Annotated in this window: 10 protein-coding genes; 2 read left to right on the top strand and 8 right to left on the bottom strand. The window is 68.6% G+C overall.

The genetic code is table 11. From position 1 onward, the window contains the following. Nucleotides 1-20: 20 nt before the first annotated feature. From FBZ87_RS18020 to FBZ87_RS17975, 8 genes are all read right to left on the bottom strand, one after another. Complete coding sequence (locus FBZ87_RS18020) at nt 21-551, bottom strand: hypothetical protein (protein WP_145611894.1); 531 nt, start codon at nt 549-551, stop codon at nt 21-23. Beyond that, nucleotides 548-1,168 (bottom strand): hypothetical protein, encoded by a 621-nt coding sequence (locus FBZ87_RS18015; RefSeq protein WP_145611892.1) that lies wholly within the window; start codon nt 1,166-1,168, stop codon nt 548-550. Before FBZ87_RS18015 ends, FBZ87_RS18020 begins: the two co-directional genes overlap by 4 nt. Next, nucleotides 1,165-1,716 carry a hypothetical protein gene (locus FBZ87_RS18010; RefSeq protein ID WP_145611890.1) on the bottom strand — a complete coding sequence of 184 codons (552 nt, stop codon included), beginning with the start codon at nt 1,714-1,716 and terminating at the stop codon, nt 1,165-1,167. Before FBZ87_RS18010 ends, FBZ87_RS18015 begins: the two co-directional genes overlap by 4 nt. Continuing rightward, nucleotides 1,713-2,552: a hypothetical protein gene (locus FBZ87_RS18005; RefSeq protein ID WP_145611888.1), complete on the bottom strand. Its 840-nt coding sequence runs from the start codon at nt 2,550-2,552 to the stop codon at nt 1,713-1,715. Before FBZ87_RS18005 ends, FBZ87_RS18010 begins: the two co-directional genes overlap by 4 nt. Continuing rightward, a complete protein-coding gene (locus FBZ87_RS18000) occupies nt 2,545-4,233 on the bottom strand; it encodes a GspE/PulE family protein (RefSeq protein WP_145611886.1) in 1,689 nt (562 codons plus the stop codon). Before FBZ87_RS18000 ends, FBZ87_RS18005 begins: the two co-directional genes overlap by 8 nt. Further along, nucleotides 4,230-5,429 carry a type II secretion system F family protein gene (locus FBZ87_RS17995; RefSeq protein ID WP_145611883.1) on the bottom strand — a complete coding sequence of 400 codons (1,200 nt, stop codon included), beginning with the start codon at nt 5,427-5,429 and terminating at the stop codon, nt 4,230-4,232. The genes FBZ87_RS18000 and FBZ87_RS17995 overlap by 4 nt, the downstream gene beginning before the upstream one ends. Nucleotides 5,430-5,453: 24 nt before the next feature. Next, nucleotides 5,454-5,882 (bottom strand): type II secretion system major pseudopilin GspG, encoded by a 429-nt coding sequence (gene gspG / locus FBZ87_RS17990; RefSeq protein WP_145611881.1) that lies wholly within the window; start codon nt 5,880-5,882, stop codon nt 5,454-5,456. Between the two features lie 93 nt (nt 5,883-5,975). Continuing rightward, nucleotides 5,976-14,492, bottom strand: a complete 8,517-nt coding sequence (locus tag FBZ87_RS17975) for a discoidin domain-containing protein (RefSeq protein WP_211106986.1) — start codon at nt 14,490-14,492, stop codon at nt 5,976-5,978. Nucleotides 14,493-15,100: 608 nt separating this feature from the next. Between FBZ87_RS17975 and FBZ87_RS17970 the strand changes: the two genes are divergently transcribed. Together FBZ87_RS17970 and FBZ87_RS17965 are read left to right on the top strand one after the other, a co-directional pair. Next, nucleotides 15,101-15,853, top strand: a complete 753-nt coding sequence (locus FBZ87_RS17970; RefSeq protein WP_211106985.1) for a prepilin peptidase — start codon at nt 15,101-15,103, stop codon at nt 15,851-15,853. Between the two features lie 15 nt (nt 15,854-15,868). Beyond that, complete coding sequence (locus FBZ87_RS17965; RefSeq protein WP_145611878.1) at nt 15,869-16,672, top strand: fructosamine kinase family protein; 804 nt, start codon at nt 15,869-15,871, stop codon at nt 16,670-16,672. The last annotated feature ends 151 nt before the right edge of the window (nt 16,673-16,823 follow it).

The following is a 16,823-nucleotide window of genomic DNA, read 5'->3' as shown; positions in this document are numbered from 1 at the left end:
CCACCCCCTCACAACCCCCATCACTCTTCCCCGCCGATCGTCATCGTCTGCTGCTGCTTGGTTGGTAGATAGGTCATCGTCAGCACCGGCGGCCGGATCTGGTTGACCGCATATTTCTGGTCGATGACCGTGCCCTCGCGGACGAAGTAGGTCTGGTCCCCGATGGCCAGGTAGACCTCCCAAGCCGCGTTTTCATACTTCTTGCCCAGGTAGGTGAAAGGCAGTCCCGGCGTGCCGGACGCCGCCGCCACGGGCGCCTGGGCCGCTACCGCTGCCGGCGCGCGGTCCAGCGTCTGCGCCGCGAACAGGATGGACGCCGGCCTATCCTCATCGCGCGGCCCCACCAGCTCCTCACGGGGCAGCAGGGCCAGGATGGCGGGTGCGTGCTTGTGCTTGGCGGGGGAGGCGGCCGGCTTGGGGGCCGCCGCGGGCTGCGGGCGCGGCGCCGGCTCCACCGTCTCGCCGCTGCCGTTGGGTGTGCGGTCGCCGAAGATGGCGAGGCCGGCGGACGCGGCCAGGGCCGCCAGCATCAGGGCTTGGCGCGCCTTCATCGCGCACCCCCGTCCACCGCCTTGCCCGGCGCGTAGTCCGTCGGACCGTCGAGGTACAGCGCCAAGCGCAGTCGCGCCTCCACCGTCGCGTCGCCGATGGCGGCGCGCTTGACGCTGATCTCTTCCAGGGCGGCATAGGGCAGGGACAGCAGCACCTGCTGGCAGAAGGCCCGGATGGCGGCGTAGCTGCCCGCCACCGGCATCTGCATGGTGTAGACGTGGTAGAGGCCGGCCTTCTCATAGCTCAGCTTGTAGTCCGCCTGGGCGATGGTCAGGCCCTGGCGGTCGGCCTCATCCAGGACGACGGCCACATCCTGGTCGATATAGCGCACATCGCCCAGCGCGTCGTAGAAGGCCTGCAGGTTGCGTTGCGCCGGTGGCAGGGGGGCGACGGCCGTCCGGGGCTGCCGCGCGGCCCGGGCCGCGCGGGCCGTCACCTGCGCCAAGTCGGCCTGACGGGCGTCCACCCGCGCCTGGAGGGCGGGCAGGCCGATGAGGAAGGCGGCCGCCCCGGCCAGGAACAGGGCGATGGCCAGCAGGGTGGTCCAGCCGGCCCGGCCCAGGGCCAGGCGGGCACGCAGCAGCAGGGTGGGGGCGGGGGTCGATAGCAGGCTCATGGCGTTCCCCCGGCCAGCCCGGCCTCGATCTGGAAGCGCAGGGGGCGCCGCGCTTGGCTTTCCTCCGCCCGGTGCTTCACCAGCACGGCGCCGGCCAGCAGGGGTTGCTGTTTCAATTGCTTCACGTAGGCCAGCATGGCTTCACCATCCGCCGCTTCCGCCTCGATACGGACCAGGCCGCGCCGCACGTCGGGCTCCAGCGCCAGCAGGGCGATTGTCTTGGGGGTGCCGGCCTCTACCGCGTCCAGCACGCCGCGCCAGGGCAGGTTCAGCTGCCGCACGGCGGCGTTCACCGCCGTGGCCTGCGCTTCGGGGATGGGGATGTCGGCCACTGGGGCCCGGCCGCGCGCGCGCGCCGCCAGATCGCCTTCGGCTTGGGCGACGGCCCGATCCAGGGCCGCCAGGCGGTCCAGCCGGTTCCGTGCCTCCAGTGCCGCCGCCAGGCAGAGGCCCAGGCCGATGATGCCCAGCAGCTTGGCGGCGGCGGGGGTTTCCTGCTTCAGCCGCGTGTAGCTCGCAGGGGCGAAATTGATGCTCTGCCGTCTCATCCCGCGCGCGGCCCCCAACCGAAGAGATAGGAGAACGCCTGGGCCGCGGTGGGCCGTGCCGCCGGGACCTGCCAGCTGAGCATGGGTGTGCCTGCGGTGGGCGCGGCCAGCCCGGGAAGGGGCCGCCCTACCAGCTTGACGGCCACCGGGTCCGCCAGGCCATGGCGCAGCGCGACGGTGCGCAGTTGATCGCGCAGCCAGCGCGCGTCCGCCCCCGGCGGCAGGGCCAGACGATGCACCGCCATCAGGCCGGCGGCACCCCCGCCAGGCGGAACATCCACACAGCCCAGGGTGATGCCGCCCTCCTGCGCCACGCCCAGCCAGGCACCGTCCAGCCGCCGGTGTTCAGCATTCCAGGCGGTGACGAAGCGCGGGGTGATGGCGGTCAGCGCCAGCCGGTGCGTTCGGGCCAGGTCCAGCAGCTTGGCGTGTAACGCCTGCGGCATGGCGCAGGCCAGGAAGGGCCGGTCCACCGCCCCGTCGAAGGTCAGGCGCCAGGCGGACGGGTCATCGCCGTATAGGCGCTGGAAACGCAACGCCGCGACGGCGCGGATGTCGCCCAGGCCGCGCGCGTTGCCAGGCGGCGCCACCATGAACAGCCGGACCAGATCGTCACCCAGCGTGACTGACAGCGGCAGGCCGGCAAGATGGCCTGCCGCCAGGGCGGGAGCCAGCATGTCCGGGTGAAAGGTGCTGGCCAACGGCAGCTCCGCCACGGAAACGGGAGCCCCCCAAGCCGTGCGCCGCAGGGCCAGCGACAGGCTGGCACGGGTCAGCGTCAGCTCCAGCCGGCCGCCCAGGAAACGGGTGAGGGAGGGGAGGGTGGGCTTACGCATGCTGGGTCACCCGCTTGACCTCGGCCAGGGTGGTGGTGCCCTCCCGCGCCAGGGCCATGGCCACGTCGCGCAGGCTGCGCGTACCGTTGCGATAGGCCGTGTCCTTGATCAGGCGTATGGGGCTTTTCTCCACCACCATCTCGCGCAGCTCATCCGTCAGGGTTAGGATCTCGGCGATGGCGCGCCGGCCCTTGTAGCCCGTGCCCCGGCAATCGCCACAGCCCAGGCCGCGGCGGAAGCGGAAGCCGGCGATGGCTTCCCCCGTCAGGCCCAGACGCTGCAACTCCCCGTCCTCCGGCGCGTAGTCGGTGGCGCAATGGGGGCAGTTCACGCGGATCAGGCGCTGGGCCCAGATGCCGTTTAGGGCGGAGACGAAGGCGTAGGGGTCGATGCCCATGTGGGTGAAGCGGCCGAAGACGTCGAACACGCTGTTGGCGTGCACGGTGGTCAGCACCAGATGGCCGGTCAGGGCCGACTGCACCGCGATCTCCGCCGTTTCCCGGTCGCGGATCTCGCCCACCATGATCTTGTCGGGATCGTGCCGCAGGATGCTGCGCAAGCCCTTGGCGAAGGTCAGGCCCTTACGCTCGTTCACCGGAATCTGGAGGATGCCCGGCAGCTGGTATTCCACCGGATCCTCGATGGTGATGATCTTGTCGCGCCCGTTGTGGATTTCCGTCAGCGCGGCATAGAGCGTGGTGGTCTTGCCCGAGCCGGTGGGGCCGGTGACCAGCAGCATGCCGTGGGGTTCCTCCGCCAGCTCCCGCAGGATGGCCAGCGAGGCGGCGTCGAAGCCCAGCGTTTCCAGGCTCAGCGCGCCGTAGGCCGCCATCATGGCGCGCTTGTCCAGAATGCGGATGACGGCGTCCTCGCCATGGATGCTGGGCATGATGGAGACGCGCAGGTCGATCTCCCGGCCCGCCGCCTCCACCCGGAAGCTACCGTCCTGCGGCACGCGGCGTTCGGCGATGTCCAACTCTGCCAGCACCTTCAGGCGGCTGATGACCTGCTCCGCCGTTTCGGTGCCATTGATTGCCGTGCCCCGGTCCAGCACCCCGTCGACGCGGTACTTGATGGCCAGGCCGGTGGCCGTGCTTTCCATATGGATGTCCGATGCGCCGGCCTTCAGCGCGTCGTAGAGGGTGGAGTTGACCAACTTCACCGCCGGGCTGGCGGCCTCGCTGACGCTGGCGAAGGACAGGATGGCGGCGGTGCGGCCGTCGCGGCGGTCGCCGTCGCCGGCCTGGACCACGCTGTCCATAGCGCGCACGGACTCTTCCAGCTTGGACAGATAGGCATGGATGTCGGCTTGCAGGGCCAGGGCCACGCCCATCTCCACCCCCGCCTGGGTTTCCAGCCAGGTCAGCAGGTCGGCGTCGAAGGGGTCGGTGACCGCGGCCAGCAGTCCACCGCGCTCGGCGTGCAGCAGGGCGCAATGGCGCTGCATGGCGCGGGGCAGGGGCAGCAGGTCCAGAGCCGGCGTCAGAGCCAGCATGGCCGCCGTCTCCAGCACGGGCAGGCCCAACACCTGGCCCAGGCGGTGCAGGCGCTGGCGCGGTTCCCCGCCGGCCAGGGCCTCGAACTCCGCCAGCGTGCCGCGCCGGCTGGCCAGGGCGGCCCGCCGCGCCTGGCGCAGCAGGGCTTCGTCATCCAATGCTAGAAGGGGCGCGTCTTGGCTCATTGCAGGCTGTCCGCCAGGTCGAAGATGGGCATGTAGAGCAGCACGACGATGGCGCCGACGATGATGCCGATGGCGGCCATGAGCAGCGGTTCGAAGATGCGGGTGAAGCGGTCGATCCAGCGCCCGATCTCCCCGTCGTAGAACTCGGCGGAGCGGGTCAACATGGCGCCCAGTTCGCCCGAGCGTTCCCCCACGCGCAGCATGCGCAGCGAGATGGGCGTGGCCAGGCCCTGGGCCTCGAAGGCGTCGGACAGGGGCGTGCCGGCCTGCACGGCGTCGCTGGCCAGCCGCAGGCGGGCGGCCACGTCGGCCGACATCATGCCCTGGATAGACGCCATGGCCGCGACCACGGTGATGCCGCCTTCCAGCAGCATGCCCATGGTGAGATAGAGGCGCGACAGCTCATAAATCCGCACCCGCGCCGCCATGCCGGGGATGACCGCCAGCAGCCGGCCCACGCCACCGCGCCGAACGGTGTGCCGGACACCGAGGGCGAGCAGGGCGGCCAGGGCGACGATGCCCGCCGCCAGCGGTGCGGAATGCGCTCCGGCGAAGCGGCCCCAGTCCATCAGCAGGCGCGACAGGAAGGGCAGTGAACGGCCGGTGCCCTGGTAGATCTGGGCGAAGCTGGGAACGACGTAGCCCACCAGAAAGAAGGACACGGCCCCGCCCACCAGGGCCAGGATGCAGGGATAGATGGCGGCGCTGACCACCTTGCCGCGCACGCCGTCCACCCGCTGGCGATAGTCGAGATAGCGGGCGAGCGAGCGGGGCAGGTCGCTGGTCCCCTCCGCCGCGCGGACGATGCCGACATAGAGGGGGGGAAAGTGCGCCGGCTGTTCCGCCAGCACGACCGACAGGCGCTTGCCGTCGCGCAGGCCGGCCAGCAGGCGCTGCAGGATGGCGCGTGCGGTTTCGTTCGCCTCCTTCTCCAGCAGCGCCTCCAGCCCCTCGACGATGGACAGGCCGGCACGCAGCAGGGCCAGCAGCTCCTGGCTGAACAGCACCAGCGACCACTGGCGGGCGGTCGCTCCCCCAAGGGCCGCGGGCACGCGAAGGCCCTTGGCCGGCCGCACCTCGGCCACGGCCAGGCCGCGCGTCGCCGTCTGGCGGCGCGCGTCGTCCTCATCCTGGGCATCCAGGACCAGCTGGGTCATCAGGTGATCGGGCGACAGCGCCCGGACCTCATACCGCATTCGAAATGATCCCCGCCTGGCGGCCTACTCGTTGCTGATGTCGGCGTCGGGGCCGCTGCCGCCGGGCTGTCCGTCGCGCCCGTAGGAGGTGATGGCGAACTCGCCCTTCTCTCCGGGGGAGCGATAAAGGTAGGGGTGGCCCCAAGGGTCTGGGATCACGTCCTTGCGCAGGTAGGGGCCGTTCCATTTGTCGCCGTCGGTGGCCGGCCGGGTCATCAGGGCCGCCAGCCCTTCCTCCGTCGTGGGGAAGCGGCCCACGTCCAGGCGGAAATTATCGACGGCCTTGGCATAGGCCTCGATCTGCGCCTTGGCCGTCGTCACCTCGGACTTCGATACCTGCGAGAAGTACTTGGGCCCGACGTAAGAGGCCAGCAGGCCGATGATCAGCACCACGACCAGCAGTTCCAGCAGGGTGAAACCCCGCTCGCGCGCCCTGTTCTCAAATCCCCTCATCCTCGACCCCTAAATCACTGGTCCTGAAATGCGAAGAAGCGGCGACGCCTTTTCAGGCGCCGCCGTCCTTTCGGTTGCTTGACGTTGCCGCCGTCACCAGCCGATGCCGAACACCGCGTGCTCCGGCTTGTCGGTGGTGATGGTGGAGCTCTGGTCCGACACGTCGTCGTAGGCGAAGCCGTAGGCCAGGCCGCCGACGCTGTGGTCGTGCCAGAACTTGGCGTAGAAGTTGGCCGGCGCCGCGCTGTACCAGACCGACGGCGTGGCCCAGGCCCCGGCGTTGTCGGTGATGTGGCGGTTGAAGGCCGCGCACAGCTGGGCCTCCAGCGCCAGCTCGGTATCGTTGCCGGCGTGCAGGGCCCCGGCCCCGCGCAGCACGTCCTGCGTCGTCGGCTTGTTCACGATGTAGCTGCCGCCGACGTAGGCGCCGTTCTTCAGGTCGACCTCGCTGAACACCATCTGTCCGCCCTGGACTTGACCGACAAAGCGGCGGGCGCCGCCCCACATGTCGATGGTCAGGGTGTTGGTGGCGTAGAACGCCCAGATCTGGTCGATGTAGCCGTCGAAGTAGGTGGCGTTGGCCTGGCCCACGTCGAAGGTGCTGTTGTACGGCGCCATGATGCGGTAGGGCGACAGCGGGGCCGAATGGAAGGCCGCCGGCGTCTCCGCGACATAGGCGTCATACAGGGCGGAACGGCTTTGGTTGATGCCGGTCTGCTTGTGGAAGGTGTTGTTGGCACCGTACACGTCCAGCAGCAACGGCAGGCCGAATTGGTCCACCTGGGTGGTGTTGATCCACAGGCCGTCGCGGTTGTAGGTGAATTCGTACCAGTCGTAATAGACGTTGATGTTGGGGTCCGTGCCGTTCAGCGGGTTGGGCCCCGCGTAACCGACCTGGTTGTTCGCATCCATCAGGATCTTGATGTACAGCGGCTCACCCAGGGCGATAAACACGCGGCCGCTGTCCATCCTGGGCAGCTTCAGCTGCTTGGCTTGGGCCAGGGTGAAGAAGTAGTTGCTGTAGTTCTGGCCGTTCTTGGTCAGGTGGCCGGCGCCGTCATTGTCGGCGGCACTGGCAGCCGTCAGGGTGCCGTCCGGCTTCAGCCAGGCGAACTGCCCCGTGGCCGGGTCGCGGCCGATGACGGCCACGTACACCTGATCGTCGCTGTAGGCGCCGTGGGTGTTGTTCTGCAGGTCGACACCGACGAAGCCGGGGAAGACCGTGTAGGGCAGGCCGCTGGCGTTGACCGTCAGGATGGCCGGGGTGCTGGTCACCTTCGTGCCCTGCGGACCCGTCACGACGACGGCATATTGGGCGTTGTCGTCGGCGCTGGTGGTGGCCGGCGTGCTGTAGCTGGCGCTGGTGGCGCCGGCGATATCGGCCCCGTTGCGCTGCCACTGGTAGGTGAAGGGGCCCGTGCCGCTGACCGTGACCGAGAAGCTGGCGCTCTGGCCCAGGCCCACGGTCTGGTTTTGCGGCTGACTGGTGATGGTGGGCGCCTGGTCCGCCTGGTTGTTGAACACCTGGAAGCTGAACAGGCTGTAGCCGTAGGGGCTGGACCGCTGCGTGCCCAGCAGGCGGACGTAGCGGGCGGTCACGGGGGTGAAGCCCAGATCCTCCACCCCGCCCTTGCCGGCGGCCTGGGTGTAGACGGTGGTCCAGTCCTTGTCGTCGGTGCCGCCCACGTTTGACACCTGGATCAGGTAGGCGATGCCGTGCGCGTTTTCCCAGCTCAGGACCACGCGGTTGAAGGTTTGTGGGGATCCCAGGTCGATGGCGATCCACGACGGATCGACGAAGGCGGAGGACCAGCGGGTGTTGGGGTTGCCGTCCACCGCGTTGCCGGCAGGGTAGCCGTCATTCTCCACCCCGCTGGCGGTGGCCGCCTTGCCGGCCGCCAGGTCGACGCCGGCCGAGGCCGGACCGAAGGTGACGGCCAGGCTGTGCGGCCCCAGGACGTTGGTGAACGTGTAGCCGGCCTGGGGACCGATGTCCTGCCCGTCCACCGCCACCTTGGTGACGACAAAGCCGTCGGCCGCGGTGAAGGTGTAGTGCGGGTCGGCCCCCTGCAGCACCTGGGTGGCGCCGGCCGGGGTGATGGCGCCGTTGTCGCCCGCCGTCGCCGTGACGGTGAAGCGGGGCGTGCTGGCGGTGTTGTAGACCTCGAACTCAAACAGGCTGTAGCCGTAGCCGGAAGAGCGCTTCACCCCCTGCAGGCGGACATAACGGGCGTTCACGGTGGCGAAGGACAGATCCTCGTCCCCGCCCTTGCCGTTGGTCTGGGTGTAGGCGTCGTTCCAGGACTTGCCGTCCGCGGAGGTCTGGATCACGTAGCCCACGCCGTAGGCGTTTTCCCACCGCAGGACCATCCGGTTCAGCGCCCGCACCGCGCCCAGGTCGGCCTGCAGCCAAGCCTGGTCGTCGAAGTTGGAGGAGAAGCGCGAGTTGGTGCTGCCGTCGGCGGCGTTGCCGGCGGGGTAGCCGTCATTCTCCGTGCCGCTGGCCGTCATGGTGACGCCCAGGGCCAGGTTGGCGTTGGTGGAGACCGGCGGCGTGCCCCCGGTGCCCGTGTTGCCGTTACCGGTGTTTCCATTACCCGTGTCACCCGAACCGGTCCCCGTTTGGGGCGGGGCGGTCACCGTCACCGTGGCGCTGCCGCTGGTGACGGTGCCGGCCACGTTGCTGATGACGACGCTGACGGTGGTGCCGCTGTCGGCGGTGGTCAGGCTCTTGGTGGTGAACAGGGGGGCATCGGTGGTCGCCGCCAGCTGCCCGTTCACGTACCACTGGTAGGTGAAGGGGGCGGTGCCGGTGGCGGCCACGGTGAACTGCGCGGTCTGGCCGGCCATCACCGTGACGTTGGCGGGCTGGGCCGTCAGCGTCGGCGGGGTCGGCATGTCGTACACCTGGAAGGACCAGAGGCTGTAGCCGTAGGGGCCGGACCGCTGGGTCAGCTTCAGGCGCACATACTGGGCGGTCACTTCGGTGAAGGTGATGTCCTCGATCCCGCCCTTGCCGTTGGTTTCGGGATGGACCGTGGTCCAGTTCTGGTCATCAGCACCACCCACGTTGGACACCTGGACCTGATAGCCCACGGCGTAGGCGTTCTCCCAGCTCAGCACCACGCGGTTGAAGGCCTTGGGCGTGCCCAAATCCACCTGCAACCACGCGGTGGGCCCGACGGCGGACGACCAGCGGGTGTTGGGGTCGCCGTCGACCGCGTTGCCGGCGGGGTAGCCCGCGTTCTCCAGCTCGCTGGAGGTGGCCGGCTGGTGCAAGGCCAGGTCCACCGCCGCCGAAGAGACGCTGAACGTGGCGGCCACGGTGTGGGCGGCCTGGATGTTGGTGAAGGTGTAGCTGGCCACCTGCCCCACGCTCTGGCCGTCCGCCGTCACGCCGGTGGCAGCGAAGCCGTTGGCCGGCTGGAAGGTGAAGGTTTGGCTGGCGCCGGCCAGGACCGACACCGTGCCGGGCAGGATGGCGCCGTTGGCCCCGGCCGTGGCGGTCAGGGTGTACTGCGGCGTGGTGGCGGTGTTGTAGACCTCGAACTCGAACAGGCTGTAGCCGTACTGGCTGGAGCGCTTGGTGCCGCTCATCCGCACGAACTGCGCCTGGGTGGCGTCGAAGCGGATGTCATCGACCCCGCCCTTGCCCTGGGTTTCGGTGTGCACCGTCTTCCAGGACTTGTTGTCCGTCGACACCTCGATCAGATAACCCACGCCGTAAGCGGCTTCCCAGCGCAGGACCACGCGGTCCACGGTCTGGACGGCACCGAGATCGACCGTGATCGATTCCGTGTCGCTGAAGCCGGACGACCAGCGGGAGTTGAGGTCGCCGTCCACCGCGGCCGACGCGGGATAGCCGTCGCCCTGGTCGCTGGTGGCCGTGGCCTTCTTGCCGGCGGCCAGGTCCGATGCCGGGGACTTGGTGGGCGGCGCCAGCGGATCGGCGTTGCCGCCGCCGTTATTGCCCCCGCCATTGTTGTTGCCGCCCCCGGTGTTGCCGCCGGTGTTGCCGTTGCCGCCATTACCGGTGTTGCCGTTACCGTCGCCGGCGGTGCCGTTCAGGGTGAGGGTGGCCGTGGCACTGGTGGCGCTGCCGCCGCCGTTGCTGACGATGACGCTGAAGGACGCGCCGTCATCGGTCGCCTGCAAGGGTGCGGTGGTGAAGGTGGGAACCGTGGTGATGCCGATGGGCGCGCCGTTCTCCAGCCACTGGTAGCTGAAGGGGCCGGGGCCGCCGACGCCGACGGTGAAGGTGGCGGTGCCGCCCAGCGGCGCCGTCTGGTTGGCGGGCTGCGCCGTGATGGTGGGGGCGGCCAGCGGCTTGCCCACCACGCACAGGGCCCAGCCTGGCGAGTTGTCGGTGATCTGCGAGGACGACTGGCCGGCCGAGGAGACGAAGTAGGACCGGTCGGTCTCACCCGCCACGTCGGTTTCGGTCCAGGTGGTCCAGGGGTTGGGGAAGGCGCAGGCCGAATAGTTGTTGCCGGCGATGGTCAGCGCCTCGTCCTGGGTGGGGACGCGCATGCCTACGGAGGCGCAGTACTGCTCGGCCACCGGCCGGGTGAACTGGGCGCCGGCCTGGGTGAAGGTGGTCACGTACTGCTGCCAGGTCAGGCCGCTGACGTTGTCGACCACGGTGGGCACAAAAGGCCCGTTGGGGATGCCGGCGATGGGCGAGACATAGGTGCCCGACTTGGCCGGCTGCAGGGTGTAGCGCTCCGTTGCCGTGCCGCACTGGGGCACGTCGTAGACCTGGAACTCGAACAGGCTGTAGCCGTAGTCCGTGGCGCGCTTGTTGCCCAGCATGCGCACGAAGCGGGCGGTGGTGCTGGGGAAGGCCAGGGTTTCCGTGCCGCCGTGGCCCACGGCCATGCTGCCGTCCGCCGGGTACACGGTGGTCCAGGTCTTGTTGTCGCCCTCGTCGTTGGAAACCTGGATTTGGTATTCCGTGGCGTAGGCGTTCTCCCACACCAGGACAACCTCGTCGAAGGTCTGGAGGGAGCCCAGGTCCACGCCCACCCAGGACGGGTCGATCTGCGGGGCGGAGGACCAGCGGGTGGTGGCGTTGCCGTCGAAGGCGTACTTGGCGGTCAGGCCGCCGTTCTGCTCGCTGCTTTCCAGCGGCGTCTTGCCCTGGGCCAGGTTGGTGCCGTTGCTGCCGCTGACCGACAGGGTGGCGGCGGGCTTGGAGGTGATGGTGCCCGCCACGTTGGTGACGGTGACCGTGTAGGCGCCGGCGTCGCCCGTCTGCACCGACGGGATGACGAAGTTGGCCGCGTCGGGGCCGACGGCCACGCCGTCATGCGTCCACTGGTAATGCAGCGGCGCCGTGCCCGAGGCCAGGACCGACAGTACCACCGTCTGGTTCACCGGCACCGCCTGGCTGGCGGGCGGGGTCAGGATGGTGGGCGGGGTGGCGGCCCCCACGGTCAGGACGGCGGCGTCGGAGGTGACGCTGCCCGCCGTGTTGGTGACCACCACGGTGTAGCTGGCGCCGTTGTCGGCCAGCGTCAGCACGGGCGTGTTGTAGATCGACCCTGTGGCGCCATCGATGGCGGTCTTGTTCTTGAACCATTGGTACTTCAGCACGGGCGATCCGTTGGCCTGGACGCTGAAGCTGGCGTTCTGGCCGGCGATGACCGTTGCCCCCTTGGGCTGGGTCAGCACGGTGGGCACGGTGGGCGGCACCACGGTCAGCAAGGCCGCCGTGGAGGTAACGCTGGCGCCCGAAGCGTTGGAGACGATGACGCTGTAGGCGGCGCCGTTGTCGCCCAGGCTGGTGGCGGGGGTGGTGTAGCTGTAGCTGGTGGCGCCGGGGATGGCGACGCCACCCCGCTGCCATTGGTAGCTCAGGGGCGCCGCCCCCGCGCTCAGCACCGTGAAGGTCGCCGTCTGACCGACGGTGACGGTCTGGTCCTGGGGTGGGGTGACGATGGACAGCTGGCCGGCCGGCGTGGCTGGGACGGACAGGTTGCCGTTGACGCCCAGGCTGGGCCCGGTGGTGGGCACGGTCTGGAAGCTGGCGGTACCGGCGCCCAGGCCGGGTGCCGTGGCGGTGACCGTCACGGTGCCGGGGGTGAACTGGGCGCGCACGGCGATGCGGGTGACGCCGCCCTCTGCCGTCAGGTTGGGGTCGCCCGGGGCGTGATAGCTGTCGGGTTGGCCGTCGTTGACGTAATGGTCGGCGCCGCCGCGGTAGGTGCCGGGCCCGCTGACCGCGAAGGTCAGGGTGGGGGAAACGTTGGGGACGCGCACATTATTGGCATCCACCACCTCCGCCGTGATGAAGGCGGCGTCGGTGCCGTTGGCCTGCACGGCGAAGGGCTGGCCGCTGGGGCGAACCAGTTCCGGGGTGACGGTCAGGCGGATGTGGTCCGGCGTGCCGGCGGTGACCTGGGTGTCCTGGATGGGGTTGCCGGAGGCGTCCAGCACCACGCGGGCGTTGGCGTCCAGGCACTGGGCGGTCAGGGTGCCCGCGGCCCACATCACGTCCCAATGCACCTGCGTGGGCAGCAGGGTGGTGTTCTGGGTCATGTCCGGGCTGACGTCGCTGGTCAGCGGGTTGGGCGTCATGTCGCCGCCCTGGCGCTGGCCGTTCAGCAGCAGGCGCACGGACGGGCAGTTGGAGAAGGCGTTGACCCGCACCTGGCCCACGCGGTTCCAGTGATAGGCCAGCTTCACGACCGGCCGGGTGTCGTATGGGGTCCAGGCCGCCTGGTAGATGTAGTAGAGCAGGCGGGGAATGCGGTTGGCGTCCATCATCGAGGCGCCGTTGCCGCGGATGCTTTCCGGGGTGTGGCCGCTGGCGGAACCGGTGGGCGAGCCGGGGCCGTCCACCTGGGTCACGATCTCGCCGGGCGTGTCGGCCAGGTACCAGTGGGCCATGCCGAAGGACTTCATGGCCACGCTCTGCACCCACTGCTTCATGTACAGCGCGGCGAAGGGCAGTTCGAAGTCATAAAGGTCGCGGCCGACGCCGTTGTCCCAGTATTCCGAGCCCCAGGCCGGAACGTTGGGGTTGTCGCGCTTCACGCCGATATCGCAGCCATCGCCCGAGCAGCCCAGGATGTCGCCGTTGGCGGCATCGGGCGTGCGGTCGGACTGGGCGCGGGTCAGGACCGGGTCCCAGGTTTCCGACAGGGACTTCAGGGCGCGGGCGAAGCCGGTGTCCGTGACGCCGTTGTCCGCCTCCCACGCCAGCACGGACGGGTTGTTGCGGTCGTGCACGATCATGTCACGGTGCACCTCCTTCTTCATCTCGATGTCGAGGGTGGAGGCGGTGCAGTTGCCGACATAGGTGTCGCCGGGGCACAGGTGGGCGAAGCCGTTCTCACCATCGCCGCTGGGCTGGACCATCATTACGCCAAAGGCATCGGCGGCGGCCAGGAACTCCGGCCCCTGGGCGGAATGGCCCGGGCGGTACAGGCTGCCGCCGGCGTTGGCCAGCAGGGCCACGTCGCGCCACTGCTGTTCCTCCGGCACGGCGGATCCCAGGGCGGGGTAGTCGTAGCGGCCCGACGCGCCCCACAGGTAATGGGCGTGGCCGTTGATGATGGGGAAGTTCTGGTCCCAGGCGATGGTGCGGATGCCCAGCGGCGTGGTGGTGGCGTCGACCACGACGCCGTCCACGCTGACGGTGTGCACCACCGTGTACATGTAGGGGCGGCCCCACTGGCTGTTGTTCGGGTACCAGAGGGTGGGGTGGTCGACCGTCAGCGTCTGGTCGAAGGTGGCGGGTGGCGGGGCCGTTTCAGGCGCGTTCTGCGCCGGCACGGCGGGCAGCGGCGCCGAGGCCAGCGTCTTGGTGTCCTGGGCGGACGCCACCACGTTGCCCGACGCGTCCACGATCTGGGTGTTCAGCGTCACCGTCTGGGCGTTGGCGTACTCATTGGCGACGTTGGTCTGCACCCGAACGGTGGCTGATGCGTCGCTGGCGCTGAGCGTGGAGACGTAGGTGCCCCAGGTGTTCAGCACGGCGTAAGTGTTGCGCGGGATGTGCACCCGATCGGTGATGTACATCCACACCGGGCGGAACAGCCCGCTGTCGGCCTGGCCGAAGCGGAAGGCGCCGGAGAAATTGGGGTTGGTGAAGAAGGTGTCGCCGCGCGCCACCTTGACCGCCAGCACGTTGTCGGCGCCGTCGAACTTCACATAGTCCGTGATGTCGACGATGAACGGCACGAAGCCAACGACGTGGGTGGCGTTGGGATTCACCAGGCTGTTGCCCGGGATGAAATGGCCGTTGATGAAGACGCGGGCGCCCATGTGCGCGCCCTCGAACTCCACGAAGATCTTGCGGGTCTTGTAGGCGTTATCCAGCGAGAAGTGCTTGCGGTACCAGGTGATGTTGCCCGTCAGCTGACCCTGGCCGCCACCGGACTTCAGATTCAGGAAGGTGTCGTTGTCGCTGGGAGAATGGGGCACGCCGACCGAAGTCCATACCTCGTTCGGATTAGGGTTGCTGGGGGTGTCGTTATAGGCGGGATCCATGGCGTTGGCCGGGTCGCTGTCCTTCAGGAAGCGCCATGGCGTTTCTCCCAGGTTGATGGAGATGCGGTTGGACGGCGGCAATGCAGTGCCGTTATCCGCCCATGCAGCGGACATTCCTAAAATACCGCTAATAATTAACCCGACAAACAAAACCCTCAGCGCCCCTAAGGACGCGAGCAAGGCACGAGCTGTCATTTTAAGCCCCCAACTTGCGAGAGACATGCCCCGTCTTCTCTTGCAGTAGCGCCGCCTGAGCGGGCGCGTTTCTTCGGGAGGCTGTATAATCCCGCACTGTCGAGTCAAAGAAGTGGTTAATTCCTAAAATGTTATCGATGTCGTTCTCAACGTTACTGCCGCATGTTCTGATTTCATATGGCCGCAATGGTTACAAAATTCGAATGTAACTGTCCAAAAGGGGAAAGCTCTCGCTTACAACTTTAAACATGATGCAACGGTATACATTGTTACCTGGAACGCAGGAATGTGCTGCGGTCGTGCGCAAGCCATCGAAAGGATGGGTGTGTCGTCTATCCGGACAGGTAACCGGTGACATCGAACCTGTACTTAAAATTTTGAAAGATTCAAAAGTGTGGCGCCGTTTCAGCGGCGTTAACGGCTCATTTCCAGCTGCCGGTGCCGATTGGCTGTTGAAATCCCTTGCGAATCGGAGGGGTATGGCGGGCGGTCCCATGGAGTCCCGGGACGCGTTGGGAAACGGGAAAGTGGACATCATCACCCTTTGGACATTGCTGATCGCCGCCCCCTTCGTCGGCAGCTTTCTGGGGGTGGTCGTGACCCGGCTGCCGGAAGGGCGGTCCGTCGTCTGGGGGCGGTCGGCGTGCGACCGGTGCGGCCATACGCTGGGTCCGGCCTCCCTGGTGCCCGTCCTCTCCTACCTATGGTCCAGGGGACGGTGCCGGCACTGCGCGGCGCCTATCGACGCCTTCCACCCGGCGATCGAGCTGGCGGCCGTCCTGCCGCCCCTGTGCCTGGCCTTCCTGATGCCTTTGGATTCCCTGACGCTCTGCGCGGGGGCGGGCCTGGGTTGGGTCTTGCTGGCTTTGGCGTGGATCGACCTGCGCCACATGATCCTGCCCGACGTGCTGACCCTGCCGCTGGCCGCCGCCGGCATTCTGGTGGCATGGGTGCAGGACGGGCGTTTGCCCATCGACCGGCTGGCGGCGGCGGCGGCGGCCTATGCCGGCCTGGTGTTGCTGGAGGTTCTGTACCGCCGCTTCCGGGGCCGTGACGGCATCGGCCGGGGGGATGCCAAGCTGTTGGCCGCCGGCGGGGCGTGGGTCGGCCCCGCCGCCTTGCCCCAGGTGCTGCTGACCGCCGCCTTGGCCGGCCTGCTGGCGATGGCGGCGCTGCGCCTGGCCGGCCGGCGCGTGGACGCGGCCACGCCCATCCCCTTTGGGCCCTGCCTGGCCCTGGGGATCTGGGCCGCCTGGTTGTTTACTCTTTCAGGCCTGTGACGGATGAGGGGTGACATGGATGCCTTGAAGGACCGCTTATCCGGCCTGCTAGGGCGGCGCGTACTGTCTCTGCGCCGTCTGGCGGGGGGCGATCTCTCCGTTGTCTATGAGCTGACGCTGTCGGATGGCGCGTGCGTGGTCGCCAAACACGGCGACGGCGCCGGACGGGAAGGCGCCATGCTGCGGGCCATTGCCGCCACGGGCGTTCCGGCACCGGCGGTGCTGGCGGCGGATGGCGGCTGGCTGGTGATGGAAAAGCTGCCCGCTGACGGCACGCCGGCGGCGGCCTGGGACGATCTGGCCGCCTGCCTGAACCGGCTGCACGCGCCCGCCGATGAGCCCTATGGCTGGTCCCATGACCATTGCCTGGGCTCTGTGGCCATGCCCAATCGCCGCGCCGAAGACTGGCCTGGCTTCTGGGCGGAGCAGCGGCTGCGCTGCCACATCGCTCATGTCGATGCCGGTCTCGGCTCCCGTATCGAGCAATTGGCCGAACGGCTGGGCGATCACGTTCCGCGATGCCCGCCGGCGTCGCTGCTGCATGGCGACCTATGGGGCGGCAATGTGCTGGTGTCCGGGACCCGCGTCTCCGGCCTGATCGATCCGGCCTGTTACGTCGGTGACCGCGAGGTGGACGCGGCCATGCTGACCCTGTTTGACCATCCGCCGGTGTCGTTCTTTGACGCCTTGGCCTTGGAGCCCGGGTGGCGCGAGCGGCTGCCGGTCTACCGGCTCTGGCCGCTGCTGGTCCATTTGCGGCTCTTCGGCCCAGCCTACGCCGCCGCCGTCGACGCCGACCTGCGCCGTTTGGGGGTCTAAAGTGCGACCGCTTCAGATGGACACGTCCGGAGTGGATCCTACATAAAAAAAGCAGGCCCCTCGGTCAGCAAGAGCGGCCGGTTGAAGGCGAACATGCCCGTCATAGTGCGGAATTCCGTTGCCACAATACCCATGGCAGGAGAGGGCGCGG

Source organism: Nitrospirillum amazonense, from assembly GCF_007828035.1.
GTDB lineage: Bacteria > Pseudomonadota > Alphaproteobacteria > Azospirillales > Azospirillaceae > Nitrospirillum > Nitrospirillum amazonense.
Note: the sequence above shows the minus strand (reverse complement) of the source record. Positions and strands in the feature narration are given on the sequence as shown.

Excerpts from the sequence above, each read along its gene's own strand:
- FBZ87_RS18015 (WP_145611892.1), bottom strand. The coding sequence starts at position 1,168 with ATGAGCCTGCTATCGACCCCCGCCCCCACCCTGCTGCTGCGTGCCCGC.
- FBZ87_RS18000 (WP_145611886.1), bottom strand. The coding sequence starts at position 4,233 with ATGAGCCAAGACGCGCCCCTTCTAGCATTGGATGACGAAGCCCTGCTG.
- FBZ87_RS18020 (WP_145611894.1), bottom strand. The coding sequence starts at position 551 with ATGAAGGCGCGCCAAGCCCTGATGCTGGCGGCCCTGGCCGCGTCCGCC.
- FBZ87_RS17965 (WP_145611878.1), top strand. The coding sequence starts at position 15,869 with ATGGATGCCTTGAAGGACCGCTTATCCGGCCTGCTAGGGCGGCGCGTA.
- FBZ87_RS18010 (WP_145611890.1), bottom strand. The coding sequence starts at position 1,716 with ATGAGACGGCAGAGCATCAATTTCGCCCCTGCGAGCTACACGCGGCTG.
- gspG (WP_145611881.1), bottom strand. The coding sequence starts at position 5,882 with ATGAGGGGATTTGAGAACAGGGCGCGCGAGCGGGGTTTCACCCTGCTG.
- FBZ87_RS18005 (WP_145611888.1), bottom strand. The coding sequence starts at position 2,552 with ATGCGTAAGCCCACCCTCCCCTCCCTCACCCGTTTCCTGGGCGGCCGG.
- FBZ87_RS17975 (WP_211106986.1), bottom strand. The coding sequence starts at position 14,492 with ATGTCCGCTGCATGGGCGGATAACGGCACTGCATTGCCGCCGTCCAAC.
- FBZ87_RS17995 (WP_145611883.1), bottom strand. The coding sequence starts at position 5,429 with ATGCGGTATGAGGTCCGGGCGCTGTCGCCCGATCACCTGATGACCCAG.